This window comes from Rhodanobacter sp. L36, from assembly GCF_009765755.1.
Classification (GTDB): domain Bacteria; phylum Pseudomonadota; class Gammaproteobacteria; order Xanthomonadales; family Rhodanobacteraceae; genus Rhodanobacter.
Window position 1 is genome coordinate 353,726 of record NZ_LMUV01000002.1, and the last position, 21,206, is coordinate 374,931.

General features: G+C 61.6%; 17 protein-coding genes. 10 read left to right on the forward strand and 7 right to left on the reverse strand.

Going from position 1 to position 21,206, the window contains the following annotated elements:
• Window positions 1-13: 13 nt before the first annotated feature.
• The 4 genes from GSQ73_RS01520 to GSQ73_RS01535 form a co-directional block, all read right to left on the reverse strand.
• The gene (locus tag GSQ73_RS01520; protein WP_158880309.1) at window positions 14-871 is read right to left on the reverse strand and encodes a MurR/RpiR family transcriptional regulator; all 858 of its coding nucleotides are present in this window, start codon (window positions 869-871) and stop codon (window positions 14-16) included.
• Window positions 871-1,965, reverse strand: a complete 1,095-nt coding sequence (locus GSQ73_RS01525; RefSeq protein WP_158880311.1) for a dipeptide epimerase — start codon at window positions 1,963-1,965, stop codon at window positions 871-873. The genes GSQ73_RS01520 and GSQ73_RS01525 overlap by 1 nt, the downstream gene beginning before the upstream one ends.
• Before the next feature lie 67 nt (window positions 1,966-2,032).
• Window positions 2,033-3,430 (reverse strand): SH3 domain-containing protein, encoded by a 1,398-nt coding sequence (locus GSQ73_RS01530; protein WP_158880313.1) that lies wholly within the window; start codon window positions 3,428-3,430, stop codon window positions 2,033-2,035.
• A 25-nt stretch (window positions 3,431-3,455) separates the two neighbouring features.
• The gene (locus GSQ73_RS01535; RefSeq protein WP_158880315.1) at window positions 3,456-4,607 is read right to left on the reverse strand and encodes a DUF819 family protein; all 1,152 of its coding nucleotides are present in this window, start codon (window positions 4,605-4,607) and stop codon (window positions 3,456-3,458) included.
• A gap of 118 nt (window positions 4,608-4,725) precedes the next feature.
• Between GSQ73_RS01535 and GSQ73_RS01540 the strand changes: the two genes are divergently transcribed.
• From GSQ73_RS01540 to GSQ73_RS01570, 7 genes are read left to right on the forward strand one after another with little or no spacing between them, the layout of a single operon-like run.
• Entirely contained in the window at window positions 4,726-6,336 is a 1,611-nt protein-coding gene (locus GSQ73_RS01540; RefSeq protein WP_254063233.1) for a transglutaminase domain-containing protein, read from the forward strand.
• A complete protein-coding gene (lysA, locus tag GSQ73_RS01545; RefSeq protein WP_158880317.1) occupies window positions 6,333-7,619 on the forward strand; it encodes a diaminopimelate decarboxylase in 1,287 nt (428 codons plus the stop codon). The genes GSQ73_RS01540 and lysA overlap by 4 nt, the downstream gene beginning before the upstream one ends.
• 13 nt (window positions 7,620-7,632) lie before the next feature.
• Window positions 7,633-8,841, forward strand: coding sequence for a dipeptidase (locus GSQ73_RS01550; protein ID WP_158880319.1), 1,209 nt, complete (start codon window positions 7,633-7,635; stop codon window positions 8,839-8,841).
• 46 nt (window positions 8,842-8,887) lie between these two features.
• Window positions 8,888-10,450: a serine hydrolase gene (locus tag GSQ73_RS01555; RefSeq protein ID WP_254063234.1), complete on the forward strand. Its 1,563-nt coding sequence runs from the start codon at window positions 8,888-8,890 to the stop codon at window positions 10,448-10,450.
• 3 nt (window positions 10,451-10,453) lie between these two features.
• Window positions 10,454-11,170 (forward strand): M15 family metallopeptidase, encoded by a 717-nt coding sequence (locus tag GSQ73_RS01560; protein WP_158880321.1) that lies wholly within the window; start codon window positions 10,454-10,456, stop codon window positions 11,168-11,170.
• 26 nt (window positions 11,171-11,196) lie between these two features.
• A complete protein-coding gene (locus GSQ73_RS01565) occupies window positions 11,197-12,255 on the forward strand; it encodes a serine hydrolase domain-containing protein (RefSeq protein WP_158880323.1) in 1,059 nt (352 codons plus the stop codon).
• Between the two features lie 34 nt (window positions 12,256-12,289).
• Window positions 12,290-13,066, forward strand: a complete 777-nt coding sequence (locus GSQ73_RS01570) for an N-acetylmuramoyl-L-alanine amidase (protein ID WP_158881657.1) — start codon at window positions 12,290-12,292, stop codon at window positions 13,064-13,066.
• 12 nt (window positions 13,067-13,078) lie between these two features.
• Here the strand turns inward: GSQ73_RS01570 and GSQ73_RS17970 are convergent, their stop codons facing one another.
• A complete protein-coding gene (locus GSQ73_RS17970) occupies window positions 13,079-14,614 on the reverse strand; it encodes a PD40 domain-containing protein (RefSeq protein ID WP_158880325.1) in 1,536 nt (511 codons plus the stop codon).
• Window positions 14,615-14,799: 185 nt separating this feature from the next.
• Here GSQ73_RS17970 and GSQ73_RS01580 point away from each other — a divergent pair, with 185 nt between their 5' ends.
• Both GSQ73_RS01580 and GSQ73_RS01585 read left to right on the forward strand, forming a co-directional pair.
• Window positions 14,800-15,495: an alpha/beta hydrolase gene (locus GSQ73_RS01580; protein ID WP_158880327.1), complete on the forward strand. Its 696-nt coding sequence runs from the start codon at window positions 14,800-14,802 to the stop codon at window positions 15,493-15,495.
• Between the two features lie 79 nt (window positions 15,496-15,574).
• Window positions 15,575-15,925, forward strand: coding sequence for a hypothetical protein (locus tag GSQ73_RS01585; protein ID WP_158880329.1), 351 nt, complete (start codon window positions 15,575-15,577; stop codon window positions 15,923-15,925).
• Between the two features lie 199 nt (window positions 15,926-16,124).
• Here the strand turns inward: GSQ73_RS01585 and trpE are convergent, their stop codons facing one another.
• The gene (gene trpE / locus GSQ73_RS01590; RefSeq protein WP_158880331.1) at window positions 16,125-17,600 is read right to left on the reverse strand and encodes an anthranilate synthase component I; all 1,476 of its coding nucleotides are present in this window, start codon (window positions 17,598-17,600) and stop codon (window positions 16,125-16,127) included.
• Between the two features lie 133 nt (window positions 17,601-17,733).
• Here trpE and GSQ73_RS01595 point away from each other — a divergent pair, with 133 nt between their 5' ends.
• Window positions 17,734-18,786: a DUF4339 domain-containing protein gene (locus tag GSQ73_RS01595; RefSeq protein ID WP_254063235.1), complete on the forward strand. Its 1,053-nt coding sequence runs from the start codon at window positions 17,734-17,736 to the stop codon at window positions 18,784-18,786.
• Window positions 18,787-19,172: 386 nt separating this feature from the next.
• Here the strand turns inward: GSQ73_RS01595 and GSQ73_RS01605 are convergent, their stop codons facing one another.
• The gene (locus tag GSQ73_RS01605) at window positions 19,173-21,200 is read right to left on the reverse strand and encodes an ATP-binding protein (RefSeq protein WP_158880335.1); all 2,028 of its coding nucleotides are present in this window, start codon (window positions 21,198-21,200) and stop codon (window positions 19,173-19,175) included.
• Window positions 21,201-21,206 lie beyond the last annotated feature (6 nt).

The window sequence follows — 21,206 nt, forward strand, 5'->3', positions numbered from 1 at the left end:
GAAGGTGAAGAGATTAGGGTTCGAGCATCGTCTGGATGCGATCGAGGTTGGTCAGCAATTGCGTGCGCCGGTCGTCGTGCCCTTCGCACAGCAGCACGAACACGTGATCCAGCATGTGCTGCAGCGCCGATTGATAGAGCAGCGGCTGGATGTACGGCAGCTCGTCGTGCGCCGATACCAACAGCGAAAGATCGGCCAGCGTGCGTAACGGATTCGCGGTGTGCCGCGTCACCGAAATCACCTTGCCGCGATGCTCGCGAAAGTAGCGACTGATCTTGCACAGCGCGGGATGGTTGCCATGTTCCGAAAACACCAGCAGCACATCGCCGGGGCCGGCCGCGGAAACGTTGGCGGTCATCCGCGCGGTGTCGAAGTTGTGCACGGTGAGGAATCCGAGCAGCGACAGCCGCAGCGCAAAGTTGCGCGCGTAGATGTCGTCCTCGCCCAGCCCGATGATGAAGACCTTGCCGGCACGGCCCGCGTGCTCGATGGTGTCCGCCACTTTCTGTATGACCGCAGGCTTGTTGATCAGCCGCGTGGTTTCCTCCGCTTCGGATTTCTGTCGCCACAGGTTTTCGGCGATCGATCCGCTGCGTTCGCCGTTGCCGTCTGCATGGACCTGCGGTGCATCGCCGTTGTCGGCGCGCGCATTCGCTTCGCCGACGGAATATTTCAGATCGGGATAACCCTTGAAGCCGAGCTTCTGCGTGAACTTGACCACGCTGGACTGGCTGATACCCAGCGCGTTGGCGAGCTGCTGCGAGGAGTAGTCGCGCAGCAGCTGCGCGTTCTCGAGGATGAAGTCGGCGATGCGCCGCTCCACCGCCGACATCTGGTCACGCTCCGAGCGTATTTTGACCAGTGGCGACATCAGTCGATCCTTTCCAGTCCACGAATTTCGCGAATGCCGAGGCCTGGCGCATCGGTGACGGAGATTTCCGACTCGTTGAAGATGACGCCGCCGTCGACCGGATTGAATTTCGACAGCGATGGGCCATCGAGATCGACCTTGGTGATCACGTCGGCCTTGGCAACCGCCACGTGCACGGCCGCGGCCACGCTGATGCTGGTTTCGATCATGCAGCCGATCATGCAGTCGATGCCGTGCATCGCTGCGATGTCGGCAATGCGTATCGCGTTGGAGATGCCGCCGGTTTTCATCAGCTTGATGTTGATGATGTCGGCCGCACGCATGCGGATCAGCTCGATCACTTCCATCGGGCCGAACACGCTTTCGTCGGCCATCACCGGCGTGTGCACGCGCTCGGTGACGTAGCGCATGCCTTCGAGATCGCGCGCCTTCACCGGCTGCTCGATCAGCTCCAGCTTGATGCCCGCGTCCTCCAGCGTACGCAACGCGAACACCGCCTGTTTGGCCGTCCATCCCTGGTTGGCGTCGAGCCGCAGCAGGGCACGACCTTCGACCGCGGCGTAGATCGCGCGAACACGTTCGATGTCCACGCCGATGTCCTTGCCGACTTTGATTTTCAGCGATGCAAATCCGCGCTCCACCGCGGCTACCGAATCGGCCACCATCTTGTCGATATAGTCGACGCTGATGGTGATGTCGGTGGTAATCGCCGGATCGCCGCCGCCGAGCATCTTGTACAGCGGTGCCTTGTAAAGCTGGCCCCACAGGTCGTAGATCGCGATCTCCATCGCCGCCTTGGCGCTGGTGTTTTTTTCCATCGCACCCTGGATCAGCTGGGTCAGCCGATTGAGATCGGCGATGTCCTGCCCGATCAGCCGGGGCGCGATGTAATGGCGAATCGCATCGACGATCGAACCGTGCGTGTCGCCGGTGATCACCGCCGTGGCCGGCGCTTCGCCGTACCCGATGTTGCCTTCATCGGTATGCACCATCACCACGATGTCCTCGATGGTGGTGATGCTGCGCAGGGCCGTCTTGAACGGCGTCTTCAGTGGCACGCGCAACATGCCGAACGTGATCTCGGTGATTTTCATGAGGCGATTTTCTTGAGGCTGTGTGTCATGGAGTCCATGTCCTTGGCGCTATCGGCGTCACTTGGATTCAGTGGCGAATGCGCACGATGCTGGTCATGCGATCGACGTAGGTCTGGTGGTCGTTGAACTGGTTCGGCAACAACGGCGTAACCGATACCGCGTTGAGCACGACGTGGCCGAAGCCGCCGCCGGGTTTGCGATAGGTCATGCCGAGCACGTCGTGGATCACGTACGGCTCGCCGTCGCGCTGGCCGATCACCATCATCACGTGGCCGGGGATGTAGACGAGGTCGCCGACCTGCAGCTCATGCGCTGCCTTGAGGCGCGCATCGTGGCTGTCGGCGTCGGTGAACACGCGATGCCGCAAAGCCGGACTGATCGCCTGCTTGCTGGTGTTGCGTGGCATTTCCACGCCCATGCTGCGATACACGTCGGACACGAAGCCGCTGCAATCGCGGCCGTTGTAACCGTGGCCCCAGCCGTAGCGCTCGCCGAGAAACTTGAACGCCTGGCGGATGACGTTGGCCGGCGTCAGCGGCAGGTAATCCACGGCGGAATCGGTGTTCTTCTGCAGCAGCGCAGGCGTGAACTGCAACTTGCCGTCGGCATCGCGCAACGGCAGTTCCAGCGTGTAGGTGGCATACGGCGTCTGCCCGTTCACCGGTTGATCCGGCGGTAGGTCCGTGCGCAGCGGCACGCGTGTGCTCATGTCGAGTTGCAGTCGCGACACGCCCGGCACCTCGCGGGTGAACACGGTGCGTTCGGTCGCGCCGGTGATCACGCGATACGGTTTCTTGTCGGCGTAACCGAAGACCTGTTCGGCACTGCCTTCGGCGATGTTCTGCTTTTCGGTCCACGCCGCATAGCGCGGGCTCACCACGAACAGCCACTTGCCATCGCGACTTGCGTGCGCGATCACCACCGGCACGCCGGGAAACTCGGCGGTCTCCTGAAAGCGATCGATGTCGGTGTCGCCTTTGCTGGTGAACACGCGCAGATTGCTGGGGAACGTACGCAACGACGCACGCTGCACCACCAACCCGTAACGCGTCGCCTGCTGCGCGGGCACGCTGGAAAGCGCGAGGTTGGTGACCATCGCATCCATTGCGGCCTTCGTCACGGGCCGGCTATCGACGTCGTACAACGCTTTCTTCGGACGCTCGGAGATGTCGTCGATCCAGCCGGTGACCTGTGCGCGCGTCAGTGTCGATGGCAGCGCGCGCAGATCGTGCATCGACGGATCGATCTTCAGCAGCTGCGCGTTTTCAGCGTCGATATCTGCGCGAGAAAGAATCTCGCGATCGGGTTGCGGCTGCAGGCCGATCCAGTATTCCGGCGTGAGCTGCGCATCGCCAACGCCCATCACACCCGATGGCGGAATGGCCGTCGTCGATACGTCTGCACGCGCGTGAACGTTCGATGCGAGACCGATCGCGAGCAGCGCGGCAATGAGCGGAAGTCGCATGATCATGCTCCTGTAGTGAGTGCGCTCACGGCGCGGCCAACGCCGACATCACGGTCGCCACCAGCAAGCCGAAGCCGGTGCCGAGGATGTAACCGAGCAAGGCGAGCAGCACGCCGACCGGCACCAGCGCACGCGAGTAACTCGCGGCCAGTACCGGCGTGGCGGCGACACCGCCGACCAGCGCCAGCGAAGAAATGCCGCACAGATAAAGATCGAAACGAAAAAGTTTGGCAAAGCCGATCAGCAGCACCGCGTGGATCGCGATGATGGTGACGCCGCACAGCAGATAGAGCGGCGCAGCGGCGATGCCCTGGAAGTTGCTTTGCGAAGCGAGCACGGCGACCACGCTGATCAGCATCGCGCTGGAAATCGTGCCCGCGCCGGGAAACCGCGCCAGCGGCGTATGCGCCACCACCAGTCCGGCCGCGGTGGCGAGCAGGATGGTCCAGGTGGTGTCGCTGACCATGGCGCCGATCGGCAACCAGCTCGACAGCCAGCCCGACAACGCCGCTACACCGAGCGCCATGCCCAGCCATAGCAGCACGCTGTCGTACGTGGTCGGGCCAGTCACCGGCGTCTCGGCCACTTCCATGTCGCCACTGGACTTTGCCTTGGTCCAGCGATTGAACCCCACGGCGAGCCGCGCCACCGAGAACAGCACCACGACCCACATGGAGTAACACAGCGCATCGGTGAGCAGCGACATCGCCAGATAGTGATCGGACATGCCGATCGCCTGCTTCACCGCGATCATGTTGGCGGTACCACCCATCCAGCTTCCGGACAACGCCGCCAGCGGTTGCCAGGCGTCTCCGGGCAGCCAGCGGTGATAGAGCAGAAAGGTCGCGATGAAGGCGACGAACAAGGCGATGGTCGCGCAGACGAACACGGCCAGCACGCGTGGCCCCAATCGCCAGATCGCACGCAAGTCGCAATTGATCATCAGCAGAAACAGCAGCGCCGGCACCATGTGCGTGGTGAGCATCGATTGCGCCGCGCGTATTTCATCGTCGACTTTCCACACGCCCGACACCGCCATCGCGGTAACGAAGAGATAGGTCAGCACGATCGGCGGCAGCACATTGAAAATCCGCCAGTTGAAGCGGCGTTCCACGGCGGGAAACAGCCCGGCGGCCAGCAACATCACCGCCAGATAAGGCCAGACCGTATGGATCACCCGCGTCCCCTTTTTTGGGTCGCCCACCGGCGCGGCCGGGCGATGGTTTCAGATGAAAGAATAGGTAATTCTTTCTTGATTCCATCGAAGCATAAATTATTGACCGCGATTTGCAAGCATGTTACACAACGGTTTCAAGGGGCTCGACGCGGGACGTTTGACGGTGGACACGCTGCATCCGATCGCAACCGGAATACGACGTCGACGTGTTGGCTTGCGCACGATGCTGCTGTCGCTATGGCTCGTTTCCGCGCCGGTGTTCGCGACCGATTCAACGGCAGCTCCGCCCGCCATCGTTGCGCAGATCGATGCCGGTCAATTCAAGGCTGCCGATGCAGCCATCGACACGTCACTCCAGCGACCGAACCTTTCCGCCGAGCAGCGAAACGCCCTGTTGTTTCAGCGCGAACGGATGCGCCGCATCCTGATCGACTTCACCTTGAGCGCGGACGACGTCAAGGGACGCGTGCGCAAGGACATTCCCGACCTTTCCGATGCCGAGTTCGCTCGCTGGGATGCGGCGGGGCTGTTCGAACACCAGGTCATTGACGGTCGCACGCTGTATTTCAAGCGTTCGCCCAGCAATCTGTTCCGCATCAGCCCCGAAGCGCTGGCCCGTCGCGCGGTGCAGACGCCGATCACCGGCGGCCCGATGGAAACGCTGAACGACTATCAGCGCGCGATCCGCCGCACGTCTTTGTCGCAGCACCGAACCAGCGTGATGCCACGACGCATCCGCATGACCCAGATTCTTTCGGTGAAAGCCGATGCCGTTCCGGACGGCCAAATGGTGCGCGCGTGGATTCCCTACCCGCGCGCGATCCCCGGCCAGCAGGAAAACATCGTCTATGTCGCCAGCGATCCGACGCAACACGACATTGCTTCCGCATCGGCGATGCAGCGCACGGTGTATCTGGAAAAACCCGCGCAACACGGACGCGAAACAAGATTTTCAGTCACCTACGAAGTCACCTTGTTGGCGCAGTACCACGATATCGACGCGAACAAGGTCACGGCAGAATCGATCAAGCCGCAACTTGCACCTTTCGTCGCCGAGCGTGCGCCGCACATCGTGTTCACCGATGCCGTGCGCGCGTTCTCGCACAAGATCGTGGGCGACGAGAAGAATCCGTATCGCATCGCGCAGAAACTTTTCGCTGCGGTCGATCGCATCCCATGGGCCGGTGCGCGCGAATATTCCACCATCTCCGACATCAGCGATTACGCGCTGCACGCAGGCCATGCCGATTGCGGCCAGCAGACCTTGCTGTTGATGACCTTGTTGCGACTCAACGGCATCCCCACGCGCTGGCAGTCAGGCATGGTGTTCGCGGACGACGGCAAGTACAGCGACATCCACGACTGGGCGTATCTTTACTTTGCACCGTATGGCTGGGTGCCGATGGACGTGACCACCGGGCGACTTCAACCTGCTGCTGGCGACGACAACTCGCTGGAATGGTTCTACCTCGGCGGACTCGATAACGACCGCATCGCCTTCAACGACGACTTCGGCCGCGACTTCGAACCATCGAAAACGTTCTTCCGCTCCGACGACGTGGACTCGCAGCGCGGCGAAGCGGAATGGCGCGGCGGAAATATCTACTTCGATCAGTTGAGCTACGACTTTGAATGGTCATTTCCAGACAGGGCGAACCACTCCGCGACGGCGCAACATGCTTCTGCCAGCCGACTGGATTCATCTAACCACGTATATCGGACGCCATGATCTCGACGGTCGCATCCACTCGCCACGCATCGTTACCCGGCACCAGCATCGATGGCGTCGATCTCGTGGCACTCGCCGAAAAACTCGGCACACCGCTTCACGCCTATTCCGCCAGCGCGATCCGTTCACGCATCGATGAATTGCAGACTGCGCTGAGCGGCCTCGACGCGACCATCTGCTACGCGGCCAAGGCCAATTCCAACATTGCGATCCTGCAGTTGATGGCGAGTGCGGGCGTAGGCGCGGATATCGTCTCCGCCGGTGAGCTGCATCGATGCCTGCACGCGGGCATACCTTCGAAGCGGATCATTTTTTCGGGTGTCGGCAAAAGCGAAGACGAAATGGCTGGTGCGCTCGACGTCGGCATACGGCGCTTCAACGTGGAATCGCACGACGAACTGCTCACGCTGCAACGCGTGGCCAAGGCGAAGCAGTTGATCGCGCGCGTGGCCGTGCGCATCAACCCCGATGTCGATGCGCAAACGCACGCAAAAATCTCCACCGGGAAATCGGAGAACAAGTTCGGCGTGAGCATCGCCGAGGCGCGTCGCTGGTTCGCCGATCGCGCGCAGCTTTCGCATGTGCAGCTGGATGGATTGCACGTGCATATCGGCTCGCAGATTCTCTCGCTGCAACCGTACCGGCTCGCGCTGGCGCGCGTCGCCGACTTCTGGCGCGAACTGGAAGCGAACGGGCATCCGATCAACAGCATCGACGTCGGCGGTGGTCTGGGCGTGCGCTATCGCGCCGAGGACGATCCGCCGATCGCCGCCGCCGATTACGTGGCTGCCATCCGCGTCGCACTCAACGGATATCGCGGCAGCTTGCTGCTGGAACCGGGTCGCTACCTGGTCGCCGAAGCCGGCGTGTTGCTGACGCGGGCGCTGCGCATCAAGCAGGGAGATGAGCGACAGTTTCTCGTGCTCGATTCGGCGATGAACGACCTGCAGCGGCCGAGTCTCTACGATGCGTGGCACGACATCGTGCCGGTGGTGGACGATCCCTCGCGCCGCATGACGCGTTACGACATCGTCGGGCCGGTCTGCGAAACCGGCGATACTTTTGCCCGCTCGCGCGAGATGCGCGAATGCGTGGCCCGTGACTTGCTGATGATCAAGACCACCGGTGCGTACGGCGCATCCATGGCATCCACATACAACTCGCGCCCGCTGGCAGCCGAAGTCATGCTGGACAAGGGACGCTATGCGGTGATCCGTCGCCGTCAGAACATCGAGGAAATGATGGCCGGCGAACAACCCGCGCGACACTGGCAAACGACATGACCCGGGAAACTCCATGACACCGATCGCACGTATCGCCGCACTCGCCACGCTCTCCTTCGTCGGTACGCTGCCTGCCTACGCGCAGGATCCGCCGGTCACCATCGATACCCATGTCGATATCCCTTTCGCGTACATGCGCGAAGCACGTTTCGATGCCGGCAAGCCCACGCGGTTGCTGGTCGATCTGGGCAAGATGGAACACGGCGGATTGAACGCTGCGTTCTTCGTGGTGTGGGTGCCGCAGCACAAGCTCGACGCGGCCGGCTATGCGAAAGCGGTGGACCAGGCCGAAGAGAAATACGAAGCGATCGGCCATCTGTTGATGCAGTATCCCGATCGCATTCGCCTGGCCACCACGCCGGATCAATTGCTGGCCAATCACAAGGCTGGTTTGTTGTCTGCCACGATCGAGATCGAGAACGGTTACTCGCTTGGTCACGACATCCATCGCCTCGACGCCGCGTACGATCGCGGCGCGCGCTCGGTCGGCCTTGCGCACGTCGGCAACAACGACCTGTGCACCAGCTCGCTGCCCGATACCGAACACGGCGAGCCGGCGATGAACAGCAAGGGCGACACCGGCATGAGCGACTTCGGCCGCGCGGTGGTCAAGCGCGCAAACCAGCTCGGCATGCTTGTCGATGTCTCGCATTCGTCCGACGCGTGCGTGCGCGAAGCGCTCGGGCTTTCCACCGCACCCGTTTATGCCACGCACTCCGGCGCGCGCGCCGTGCTCGATCATCCACGCAACCTGCCCGACGACCTGCTGCGCGCGATCGCCGATAAAGGCGGCGTGGTCGATGCCGTGGCGTACAAGGAATTCCTGAAGAACGATCCCGCGCGCGCGAAGGTCGAGAAGACCTTGCAGAACGCCATCGCGAAACAATCCGGCTACAAGGAATACGACAGCGATCGCGACGATTACACGCCAGCGATGGACGCCGGCATGGCGGAGATTCAGAAAAAATATCCGCTGGCCACGCTCGACGATTACATGAACCAGATTCAGCACATGGTGAAGGTCGCCGGCATCGATCACGTCGGTATCGCATCCGACTTCGACGGCGGTGGTGGCATCACCGGCTGGGCCAACGCCAGCGAAACCCGCAACGTCACGACCGCTTTGCGCAAGCGCGGTTTCAGCGATACCGACATCGCCAAGCTGTGGGGCGGCAATCTGCTGCGCGTGTGGCGCGAGGTGGAGCGCGATGCGCAGCACTGAGCTTTTGCCGCCACCCTTGCAAGGCAGGGAAAGGAGACGATCGCGCGTGACCGTCACTGGCGTCATGACGCTGCTGTTTGCAATCACGCTCCTCGGCAGCGCGCACTCTGCCAACAAACCACGAAACGACTACGACCGCATCGTCGACGCCGTCGTCGCGCGTTACCACCTGCCCGGCATTGCCGTCGGCGTGATCGAGAACGGCAACGTGGTTTACGTCGGCACGCGGGGTGAAACCATCACGGGTTCGGGACAGAAGATCACCGCGCAGACGCTGTTCAAGATCGCCTCCAACAGCAAGGCGATGACGACCGCGTTGCTCGGGCGGCTGGTTGATCAGCGCAAGCTGCGCTGGGACGATCCGGTAACGAAGTATCTGCCGCAGTTCCGCATGCACGATCCATGGGTGACGCAGCAAATGCGCGTAGCGGATCTGCTCACGCATTCCAGCGGCTTGCCCGAAGGCGGCGGCGATTTGATGCTGTGGCCGGAACCGAACACGTTCACGCGCGCGGACATCATCCACGGCCTTGCGTACATCAGGCCCGGCTACAGTTTTCGATCGCAGTATCAGTACGACAACCTGCTTTACGTGGTGGCCGGCGAAGTGGCTGCTGCGGCCGGTGGCGCGCCCTACGAAACGCTGATGCATCGCGAAGTATTCGAGCCACTCAAGCTTTCGCGTTGCCAGGTGGGCGAATGGAACCGCGATGCCGTGGGCAACGTTGCGCAACCGCATCGACAGGAGAACGATCGCAATATCGCGATACGCGAAGACGGCGCCGTCGTGCCGGCGATCACGTCCGATGCGGCCGGCGGCATTCGTTGCGATCTCGACGATATGCTGGTGTGGGCGCGCAACTGGCTCGATCCCACGCTTCCACAACAGGCGTGGCTGTCGTCGACGCAACGCGAAATATTGCAGTCGCCGCACATGCTGATACCGGTTTCCGCGCAGCGCCGCGCGTGGGACAGAACGCACGTCTACGCCTACGGTTATGGCTGGCGTCTGGCGGATGTCGATGGCGAGTGGACGGTGTCGCACACCGGCACGCTCAGCGGCATGTATTCCGCTTTGACGCTGTTGCCGGATCGCAAATCGGGTTTCGTGTTCATGATCAACGGCGAGGCGGAGGACGCACGCACCGTGCTGATCGAAATGCTGACCAAGCACTTCACCGCGCCAGACGAACATCGCAATGTGAACTGGTATGCGAACGCGCTGGAACAGGCCGCCGGTAAAAGCTCGGGCAAATCCTCAGCGCCGGATATGTCAGCGCAACGCCCGGCGACCATCGCGCGGATGAAAGCGTGGACAGGCACATATCGCGACCCGTGGTTCGGTGACGTGACCGTGTGCGAACGCGACGGCGCCGTGCATTTCACCGCAGCGAAGTCGCCGCAGCTTGCCGGCGCCGTCATGCAGCTGGGCTCGCGCTACCTGGTGCACTGGGATAACCGCAGCGTTGCGCCGGACGCGTGGCTGAATTTTCATCCTGTGCAAGGCGCGGCGGCGATCACGCTGGACATGGCGAAGGTCGATGCGCAGGGCGATTTCAGTTCCGACTACGAAGACCTGCACTTCAGCCGCGTACGAGGATGCCACTGAACCATGCGAAGCCTTGCCATCACGCTGCTGCTTTTTTTCGTTGCGATGCCGTTTGTGGCAAGCGCAGATCAGGCACCGCAACTATCGACCGCGCGCACCATGAAAGCCGCGGGGTTGGTCGATATCCGCACGCTGGTGCCGCACATTGCCGAAGACATTCACTACGCGGGCAACGACAATTTCGTCGGTCGACCGGTCGATGGTTACCGCGTGGCGAAATGTTTTCTGCAGCGTCCAGCGGCCGAAGCGCTGGCGCGTGTCGAACGTGAAATGCACAAACAGAATCTTCGCCTGATGATCTGGGACTGCTATCGCCCGGCACGCGCGGTGGCGGATTTCGTGCACTGGGCGCACGACCTCACCGATATACGCACCAAGGCGCAGCACTATCCGCGGCTCGACAAAAGCGTATTGCTCGGCGATTACATCGCGCCAATTTCCGGCCACAGCCGCGGCGGAACCGTCGACCTCACATTGGAACGATGCGATGCGAATGGCCGCCACTGCGCAGCACTCGACATGGCGACCGATTTCGATTTCTTCGACGTGCGCGCACACACCGACGCGCCGGACATCTCGCCTGCGCAACGGGCGAATCGCGACCTTCTGCTGAAGGCGATGGCACGCGGCGGCTTTCACAATTACCCGATGGAATGGTGGCACTACACGCTGGAACCGGAACCGACACCGCACACCATCTACGACGTCATCGTGCAATGAACGCACATCATTCCTGAGGTTGTCCCATGTTCCCATCCGTGTTCGCACTGACCGCGATGTTGATGCTTTCCGCGCACACGTCAGCACCGCCGAAGTCTGTCGCGCCGAGTGCCGATGCACTGATGCGGAAGTACGACGGCGATGTGCCTGGCGCGTCGTTGCTGGTGATCAAGGATGGCAAGCCACTGATTCGTCGCGGCTACGGCATGGCCGATCTCGAGCAGCACATCGCCGCCACGCCCGCGACGGATTACCGGCTCGCCTCGGTGAGCAAGCAGTTCACCGCCGCATCGATCCTGCTGCTGTCGGAAGACGGCAAGCTGACGCTGGACGATTCGATCCGCCACTGGCTGCCGTCGTTGCCCGCCAGTACCGACAAGGTGACTCTGCGCGAATTGCTGAGCCACACCGGCGGCCTGATCGACTACGAAGACCTGATGCCGCCGACCACCACCGAGCAGCTCAACGACCAGGATGTGCTGCACATGCTGTCGGCCACATCAAAAAATTATTTCCCGCCAGGCAGCGCGTATCGCTACAGCAACTCTGGTTACGTATTGCTCGGGCTTGTGGTGGAAAAGGCGTCGGGCGAAAGCCTGCCCGCCTTCATGCGGCAGCGCATCTTCAAACCGCTGCACATGGATCACACGCTGATGTATGTGCGTGGCGGACCGGAGATCAGCCATCGCGCCTACGGCTACAGCGAGGAGCATGGAACCTGGAAGCGAACCGACCAGGATCTCACCAGCGCGACGCGTGGCGATGGCGGCATCTATTCGTCGGTCGACGACCTCGCGAAATGGGATGCCGCGTCCTACGACCACCGCCTGCTCAGCGACGCCTCACGCAAGCTCGCCTACAGTGCGCACGCGAAAGTCGTCGGCGAGCCTTACGAGGCGAATTACGGTTTCGGCTGGCGCATCACCGGCGACACGGTGTGGCATTCGGGCGAGAGCATCGGTTTCCGCAACGTCATCGTGCGCTGGCCGAAACAGCACTTCACGATCATCCTGCTCAGCAACCGCAACGCGCCGGAACCGTATCGCACGGTGCTGGCGATTGCCGAATCATTCCTTGCGCCGTGATCCGCGCGGCCGATCCAAGCAAGAGACATCCATGATGGTTCGCTCCCTCTCGAAAATTCCCGTGTCGACGGTTCGCATCGCGCTGATGACATGCGTGTTGATGCTCGCCGCGTGCGCGCACATGCCGCCGCACAACCCCATGGCGACGTGGATGCGTTCGCCGAACCAGGACATGCGTCGTCCCGTGCTGATCGTGGTGCATTTCACTGAACAGCACTCCGCGCAGGAGAGTCTGGAAACGTTGCGCACCAGAAACAGTGGTGGCCCGGTGAGCGCCACGTACCTGATCGGCAGCGATGGCCACATTTATCAACTCGTGTCCGACGAGCGCCGCGCATGGCATGCAGGCTCCGGCCACTGGGGCACCATCACCGATGTCAACTCCGCATCGATCGGCATCGAGCTGGACAACGACGGACAGTCGCCGTTCGCGTCAGCGCAGATCACGAGCCTGCTGCAACTGCTCGGCGACCTCACCACGCGCCTGCGCATTCCGCACGCGCAGATCATCGGTCATCAGGATCTCGCGCCTTCGCGCAAGCCCGATCCCGGCAAACTGTTTCCGTGGAAGCAGCTCGCCGATGCCGGCTTCGGACTATGGCCGCGAGGCGAGCTTGCCGATCCGCCAACCGGCTTCGATCCATGGATGGCGATGGCCATGATCGGCTACCCGCTGGAGGATCGCCCCGCCGCGGTGAAGGCGTTCCACAATCACTTTCGCGGTATCGACGGCGACACATTCGATGCGCAGGATCTGCGGATTCTCTACAACCTGTCACAGATCATCGAGAGCGGCGACAACACGCGTTGATCGGTGAGCAATTCACTGCGCTTCGAGATGGAATGGAATCGCATAGATGTCGGAACGGCCGCGATTCATGCCCGCTCGCTTGCTCGAAAACAGCAGCACGCCTGGGTGCGATGAATCGATCGCCGGACCCATCGCAAAACCATCCGCGACGTTGACGCGATCATCCAGTTTGCGTGGCGCGTGATAGCCACCATCCGCACCACGCGCGGCGAACCACAGTTCCACCGGATCGTTGTCCGCATCGGTGGAATGCGAATAGACCAGGCCGCGACCACCGTCAACGAACGTCGCATCGAACTCGTCGTCTCGCGTATTCACGTCGCCGGGCAACGGCGCTGCCATTTGCCACAGGCCATTTTTGCGCGTGCTGATGAAGAGGTCGTGCCGACCACGACCGCCGCGTCCGTTCGTGGCGAACAGCAACTGCGTTCCGTCCGGCGAAGGGGACGGCGCCCACTCATCGCCAGCGGAATTGATCGCAGGTCCTGCATTCGTCGGTGTGCCGAAGCGGCCGCTGCGCGCATCAAAGCTCGCGCTCCAGATGTCGTCGCCACCCAGTCCGCCCGCGCGGCTGGAGAAAAACCATACGGTCTTTCCGTCGGCACTGAACGCCGGATCGAACTCGTGTGCCGCGGTGTCGAACGACACCGGTTTCGGCTGACTCCACGTGTCGTGATGACGTCGGATCATCCAGATATCCCAACCGCCCGGGCCACCGGGACGATCCACGCTTCCCCACAGCACGGTGTTCCCGTCCGGGCTCACCGCAACGCGCACTTCGGAATATTTCGTCGATACCACGTCCGGCAGATACATCGACGCGTTGCCATCCAATGCCAGCGCCGTTCCAACGGAGCGCGTGCGATCGAACGCCAGCACCTGATCGGTATACGTCTCGATCAGCGCACTGAACGGACGATCGTCGGGCGCATAAAGCAGCGCACGATGTTGCAGGAGAAAATGCGGCATCGTCAGTGGTGCTGCCGTCGTCAATGTCGTAGCCGCCGAAGCGGCGCCACCGTGCATTTCCCAGCCTTCCGGCAAGGGCGCCCAGAGCAGATCCGCACTCAGCGTCTTGCGCCGAAAATGCAGCGGCAGAACGACTTTGCCAAACGGCACATCGGAACTGTCGAGCTGCCGGTTCATCGCCGCCGTCAAACGATTCGGCAGATACCAGTTGTCCGCCTCCGACAACACATGATCGCCACACGCCAGCTGCACGCGCCGATACTTCACCGACTCGTTCGCATCGATCGCAAGCTGCACGCGCAACTCCGGCGGAAGCGGCTTGTCCGTACCATGCACGCGTTTCGCCACCACCCGCGCCGGTGAAGCCATCCGATGCACATCGCACCACCGCTCCAGCGTCAACGTCGCACTGTCATGACTGAGCAGATCGACGTTGAGGGTTTGCAGCAGAGCGAGCACTTGGGTGCGCGCGAGTGGCGTGTCGGGCCATGAGTTCGGCGCATCGTCCGCGATTGCCGATACGGAGCAAAGCATGGTCGACAGCAGCATGACGCGTAGGCGACGGGCGAAAACCTTCATGCGACCTCGGTCGTTGTCCAGCAAACCATCATGATAACCGCGCCGAAAATTTGGTTTGTCTGCGCACTATCTGCTTCGCAGACTTGGCAGATCTCGAACATTGACGATGCGTTTATGCTGGCGTGCAAACAGCGCGCACAAACTATCGTCACCGTTTATTCGATCAGGCATCCTCACGAAGCAACATGACTGTACTTCTCATACTTCCCGGGCTTGACGGAACAGCCACCATGCACTCCGCTTTTGTGGACGTGCTCAGCTCTGTTTTCGATTCCGTTGAAGTCGTTTCCTACCCGGTAGACCAGCAGCTCGATTACCTCGCGCTTGAGCGACTGGTCAGAACCAGCATGCCTTCTTCGAAGCCATTCGTACTGCTGGGCGAATCCTTTTCTGGCCCGGTCGCAATTTCCATCGCCGCGAACCCACCGAAAAATCTCATGGGTCTCGTTTTGTCAACTACGTTCGCGACTTCGCCAATCCTGCTTCCTGCGCCTTTTGCCGCGCTCGCGCGGTTCGCACCAGTGCGCACTTTGCCATTGCACCTGCTGTCATGGTTTTTGCTGGGTCGCTGGGCTACACCCGAACTCAAGACTGAATTGCGGAGCGCGCTGAAAATGGTATCGCCAGATGTCTTGAGATTTCGAGCAATGGCTGCCCTACGAGCCAATGCGCTTGCTCGTTGCAAGGAAATTTCCCTGCCCGTTCTTAACCTGTCCGCATCCAGCGACAGGTTGCTTTCGCGGCGTGCCGGCAAGAAGATCAGCTCTGCCATTGCACACTGCACCACGGTGAACATTTCGGGACCTCATTTGTTGCTACAGGCTGTACCGCAAGCATGTGCGCAAGCCGTGTTCGAATTTGCATCGCAATTGGGTTGTTGACGATCATCGTGACGGCCGATATGCGGCATCGCTGTTACCTTTTTTTTCATAATCATAGTGACTACAAAGGAGCCCAGTCATGCTGCTTCGCCTGATCCCCAAAGTCTTCTACGCCGACATCAATGTCGGCCTCGATCTCTTCGTGAGATGCCTCGGCTTCGAGATTCTTCACCAGGATGAATCCATCTCCGTTCTCGGAAGAGACGGCGCGAAGGTCTACCTGATGCAGAACGCCGAACTGGCGGCGCTGGATCGTCCGGAGCTGGCGATCGAGACGGATGACATCACCGCGATCTATGAGGAGATCAAAGCGCGCGCGCCAGAGGTTCTTCACCCCAACATGCCGGCCATTAAGCGCAGACCATGGGGCGCGCAGGAGTTCGCCGTACTGGATTCGACGACGGTGTGCGTGGTGTTTAGGCAGTGGTGAAGTCGCGCACTTGGCAAACGGCAAAGATTTCGAGACGACAGAGAGAAGCGACTCGCGCACCCAAGGAGTGAGAAGACCTTTAGCCTTCGGGAACGACGAAGATGGATTCTGGCCTTCGCCGGAATGACGCGATTAAAACTGATGCCATTTGACGTAGGGCTCTGCGTCGCGCTGATGCGACGCGCCCAGTCGCGCTAGCTCACAACCCTTTCGCTGCCTGCGCCACCGCGCGGAACAATGCGCGGCCCTTGCTCATCGTCTCTTCCCATTCGGTTGCGGGATCGGAATCGTAGACGATGCCGGCGCCGGCCTGGACGTGTAGACGTCCATCCTGGATGACGGCGGTGCGGATGGCGATGGCGGTGTCCGCGTCGCCCCACCAGCCGATCCAGCCGATGGCGCCGGCGTAGATGTTGCGCTTGTACGGCTCCAGCTCCTGGATGATTTCCAGTGCGCGGATTTTCGGTGCGCCACTGAGCGTGCCGGCGGGGAATGTGGCCTTGAGCACGTCCATGTAGTTGAGGTCGGCCTTCGCGGTGCCCTGGACTTGCGACACGATGTGCATGACGTGCGAATAGCGTTCGACCGCGAACGATTCGCTGACTTCGACGCTGCCGGTTTCGCTGATGCGACCGATGTCGTTGCGGCCGAGGTCGATGAGCATGACGTGCTCGGCGCGCTCTTTCGGATCGGCGAGCAGTTCGGCTTCGAGCGCCTGGTCTTCTTCTTCCGTGGCGCCGCGCTTGCGCGTGCCGGCGAGCGGACGCACGACGACCTTGCCGTCTTTCAGGCGCGCGAGAATTTCCGGCGACGAGCCGACGATCTGCGTGTCGCCGAGATCGAAGAAGTACATGTACGGCGATGGATTCAAGGCGCGCAACGCGCGATAGACGTCCACCGGGCGCGCGTTGAAACTGACGCTGAGGCGCTGCGAAGGTACCACCTGGAAGATGTCGCCGGCGCGAATGTATTCCTTCGCGCGCTCGACCATCGCCTCGAACTCGGCACGGCTGAACGAGGATTTGAAATCGCCTTCATCAAGCGAGATCGATTGCGTGAGCTGCGGATACGACGCGCCGCCCTGACGCAGTCGATAGACCAGCGCATCGAGCCGACGCTCCGCCGCGGCGTACGCCTGCGGCTGCGACGGATCGGCGTGCACGATGAGGTAGAGCCGGCCTTTGAGATTGTCGAACACGGCCACTTCTTCGGCGAGCATCAGCAGCACGTCGGGCGTGCCCAGCTCGTCGGCGCGATTCCATTGCGCGAGTCGCGGCTCGATGTAGCCGATGGTCTCGAAACCGAAATAGCCGACCAGTCCGCCAGTGAAAGCGGGCAGGCCTTCCAGATGCGGCACGTCATATTGCTTGCGAAGCTTTTCGATTTCGGCGAGTGGATCGTCGAGGTGGCGACGCTCGGTGACCTCACCTGCGTCCTCCACTTCGAGTGCATGGCCTCGCAATCGATACACGCGCTTCGCCGGCAACCCGATCATCGAATAGCGACCCCATGTCGCGCCGCCTTCGACGGATTCGAGCAGGAAGGTATATGGGCCATCGGCCAGTTTCAGATACACCGACAACGGCGTGTCGAGGTCGGAGAACACCTCGCGCACCAGCGGTATGCGCGTGTGGCCCTTGGCAACCAGCGCGTCGAATTCTTCTCGGGAGATCACGTTGCAGATCCAAGACATCGGGGCGCATCAAGATAGCAGTCGCCGCCGCAACGAGCACGTTCCACGGCATCCGCTTGTCCCGTCACGACCATCTCATTACCCTGATTTCCGGGGAATCAGGTCAAGGCAGGGCATGGCTTTTGTTTCGGCGATTTTGCAGCTCGCAAAACGCGGTGCCCGCGTGCGTGAGGCACATTCCAGACCCATTGTTTGCCATCGACGTGTCATGGAGACCTCGCGGATACCTGCCGAAACGCAGGCGACAGACGAAGAGCCACGGGAGATCGGCATGACCAGCGATGACCGGATTTGGATTGGCCAGAATGGCGAAAGGTACGGTCCGTATTCCGGGGAGAACGTTCGCCAGTGGTTGAAGGAAGGGAAACTTCAGTCGGACGCGCTCGCGTGGCGTAACGGCATGGCCGACTGGGTTTCTCTCGCCAGCTTGTTTCCGCCGACGGCCGTCGAAGGCTCGCTGCCGCCGCCGATGGCGAGCGCTGTCGTTTCACCATTTGCCGACACGCAGGCAGGCTACGCGCCCGAATCGTTTGCAGCACAAGGCGACGATTCCCCACACGCGACACGCGCAGAGCATGTGAACTTTCCCGAGCCGCCTTCGTTGCACTGGGGCCTGGTCTGGTTGTTCACGGGCCTGACGCTCGGCATCTTCGGCCTCATCTGGCCGTTCATCCAGGCAAGCTGGGTGCGCAAGATCGATCCGCGAAGCAAGGCCACGTTGCTGCTTGGTTTCGCGATGGGCTGCGTGGTGATCGGCTATTCGCTTTATATCGCTGGCCTCTCATCCATGGCCCACGGAGGTGACGGCCTGACCGGTCTGGGTAGCCTGCTTCTGCTTGGCTACTGCGTACTGTTCCTGGTGGCCTATTTCTCGATGGCCGGCTCAATGCGAAACAGGCTCGCGAGTCGCACGCTGCCACTGAAAATCGGTGGCGTCACTCTGTTTTTCTTCAACATGTATTACATGCAGGCACAGTTGAGCTGGCTCGCTCGCGTGCAACGTACAGGGCAGACATCGCCGCCTGCATCGAAGGGAATCTTCTGGGCAATTTTCCTCGCGCTCCCCTTCGTCCTTGGTGTGCTGTTGGCCATAGCCATACCATCACTCCAGGACATCAATCTGCGCTCGAGAGCTGCTGTGATCCGCTCGGAAGTAGCGGCAGGATAATGCAAGCTGCGGCTACCCAGAAGGCCATGAACGATTACTATGGCACTCATCATGTCTTTCCTGCCGATAACGTCGCAGCGGGCCTCGCCCAGTCCACCTCGATATCAGGCAGATATGTGTCCGGAGTGAATGTCGCAGGAGGAGTTGTGACTATCACGTTTGATACCGAAAACGCGGATCAAACGATACGGCAGCAATCACTTGTGCTGCTACCTGTGGTCACGAACGGCCGGATCGTTTGGGATTGCAGTACATACAGCACGGTTGGCGCGAAGTATCTACCGACATCCTGTCGCAAGTAGAGCCGCAGCGATGTCATGCAAAAGCTTTTCGACATTCGTAGATGCGACGTGGCCGCTTGGCAGCATGGTGGCTTTTGGTCCTCATCAACCACTCAATCGCTGACGCGGCATACCGCGTAGCCGCAGTGAGAACGCGACGCCACTGCCGTCTTCGAGATTGCGCGCCGACGCGATGCCTTCATGGCGTTCGGCGACCAGACGCACGACGTAGAGGCCGAGCCCAAGATGCGGTGCGTCGCCCGGCGTGGCTTTGTCGCGCAAGCTCACCAGCGAATCGAACAGCCGGCCTTGCATCGCTTCGGGCAATAGCGGCCCCTGATTGGCAAGTTCGATATCGGCGCCATCGTCGAGCGTTTGCAGAGTCAGCCGCAGCCAGCCGTTTTCCGGTGTAAACGAAAGCGCATTGTCGAGCAGCTTGTCCAGCGCCTGCGCGATCAGTTCGGGTGCGCAATGCATGATCAGCGGCGAGGCCGGCAGAACACAACCGAGCTGGCGCGTGCCGACGAGCGAGCGATACGCATCGGCGCAGCCGCGCACGACATCTCGCAGATCGATGTCTTCGGGCTCGGCCGCGGTGATGGAGCGTTCCATGCGGCTCGATTCACTCATCGCGCGCACCAGTGTGCCCAGTCGCGCGACGCCATCGCGCGCACGCGCGAGATACGGCTGGGCTTCGGCGGGCAGCGCTGCGTGCTCGAGGTTATCCAGCGACGACTTGACGATCGCCAGCGGTGTGTTGAGTTCGTGCGAGAGTTTTGACGCCAGCGTGCGCAGATAATCGGTGTAGCCACCGACCACTTCGAACAGCCGCTCGAAACTGCGCGCGAGATCGCCGATCTCGTCGGTTGCGTCGGTCATGGGAAAACGACCCTGTTCGAATACGCCATCCAGACGTCCATCGTTGAGTTGCGCGCGTTCGGCCGCATTGCGCAAACGGCCCAGCCGCAAGCTGAGTCGCGTGGCGAACGCCAGCAAAATACCGCCAGCCACCAGCAGCACGCCGAAACTGGTGAGCATCAGGCCGAGCAACGCTCGATTCGCGAGCAGCGGCACGGCACGGCTCGCCTGTTCCAGCAACAGCACGCCATCGACTTTGCCCGCATGCTCGATCGGCACCGCAGCAGTGAGCACCACGCTGCCGCGCTCTTCGCCGCTGCGCCATACGCTCACCGGCTTGCCGTTGCGCGCCTGCACGACTTCGGATGTATCCAGTCGCGGCACGTCCTGCGACCAGAGGTTGGCGTCTTCCAGATGCGTGGCCAGAAACGAGCGATAGACCATCGATGCGAACCACCCCGGTTGGCCGTCTGCGCCCGGCGCGGTGATCAACCGTCCGCTTCGCGCGAGCAGCCAGCCTTGCGGATTCAACACGCGCGCCTGCACGCGTTCAGGCGCGAGCTGCGCGAGTTCGTTCGACAGTGCCGGGGAAAACATCAACAGCGGACGCGCATCGACGGCCGTCGGATCGCCGCCAAGCGACGCGTCGTAAACGCTCATGCCGATCGAACGCAGCGCCAGGGATCGCGGCAGCTGAAGTTCGACTTGATAACCGCTGCCGTCTTCCTGCCATTGCGCGGTGAGTTGTTCGGGCAAGCCATCAACGGATGAATCGAGCGGCCGCGCGATGAGTGAACCCGGCGCGGCGCTGGCCAGCAGATAACGGCGCCGCCCGACGGCATTGCCAAGGCTGAGAATCAGATGATCGGCGGCCAGCGCATTTGCATCGCCGGTGTCGGCGCGCGTGCGATGTGTGTCGGACACATCGGCATACAGGTACAGGCCGCCGGCGTCTTCGGCGAGCAACAACTTGCCGCGCGATTTATCCGCCGGCCCGAGCAACTGACTCCACGGCGTGAGCGGCGCCCAATCGTCGCCATAGCCGTCCACGGTGATCGGCCCGGGGGTGCGCTGCACGTACCAACCGCCATCGTCGCGCGGCTGTACCGCGCCGATCACATCGAGACTGCGCGCCACCGCATGTGCCGATGCAAGCAACGCCTGGGCCTGCCCGTCGCGCAACAGCGTTTCCATCTGGCGCACGTAAAGCCAGCCCGCGATCGGCAAGGCCAGCGTGCACAACGCGACGAGCAGCAATTTTCGACGCAGGGTCATGGCGGA

Coding starts and splice junctions, on each gene's coding strand:
- GSQ73_RS01570 (WP_158881657.1), top strand. CDS start 12,290: ATGGTTCGCTCCCTCTCGAAAATTCCCGTGTCGACGGTTCGCATCGCG.
- GSQ73_RS01585 (WP_158880329.1), top strand. CDS start 15,575: ATGCTGCTTCGCCTGATCCCCAAAGTCTTCTACGCCGACATCAATGTC.
- GSQ73_RS01605 (WP_158880335.1), bottom strand. CDS start 21,200: ATGACCCTGCGTCGAAAATTGCTGCTCGTCGCGTTGTGCACGCTGGCC.
- lysA (WP_158880317.1), top strand. CDS start 6,333: ATGATCTCGACGGTCGCATCCACTCGCCACGCATCGTTACCCGGCACC.
- GSQ73_RS01560 (WP_158880321.1), top strand. CDS start 10,454: ATGCGAAGCCTTGCCATCACGCTGCTGCTTTTTTTCGTTGCGATGCCG.
- GSQ73_RS01580 (WP_158880327.1), top strand. CDS start 14,800: ATGACTGTACTTCTCATACTTCCCGGGCTTGACGGAACAGCCACCATG.
- GSQ73_RS01540 (WP_254063233.1), top strand. CDS start 4,726: ATGTTACACAACGGTTTCAAGGGGCTCGACGCGGGACGTTTGACGGTG.
- GSQ73_RS01550 (WP_158880319.1), top strand. CDS start 7,633: ATGACACCGATCGCACGTATCGCCGCACTCGCCACGCTCTCCTTCGTC.
- GSQ73_RS01530 (WP_158880313.1), bottom strand. CDS start 3,430: ATGCGACTTCCGCTCATTGCCGCGCTGCTCGCGATCGGTCTCGCATCG.
- GSQ73_RS01595 (WP_254063235.1), top strand. CDS start 17,734: ATGGCTTTTGTTTCGGCGATTTTGCAGCTCGCAAAACGCGGTGCCCGC.
- GSQ73_RS01525 (WP_158880311.1), bottom strand. CDS start 1,965: ATGAAAATCACCGAGATCACGTTCGGCATGTTGCGCGTGCCACTGAAG.
- GSQ73_RS01520 (WP_158880309.1), bottom strand. CDS start 871: ATGTCGCCACTGGTCAAAATACGCTCGGAGCGTGACCAGATGTCGGCG.
- GSQ73_RS17970 (WP_158880325.1), bottom strand. CDS start 14,614: ATGAAGGTTTTCGCCCGTCGCCTACGCGTCATGCTGCTGTCGACCATG.
- GSQ73_RS01565 (WP_158880323.1), top strand. CDS start 11,197: ATGTTCCCATCCGTGTTCGCACTGACCGCGATGTTGATGCTTTCCGCG.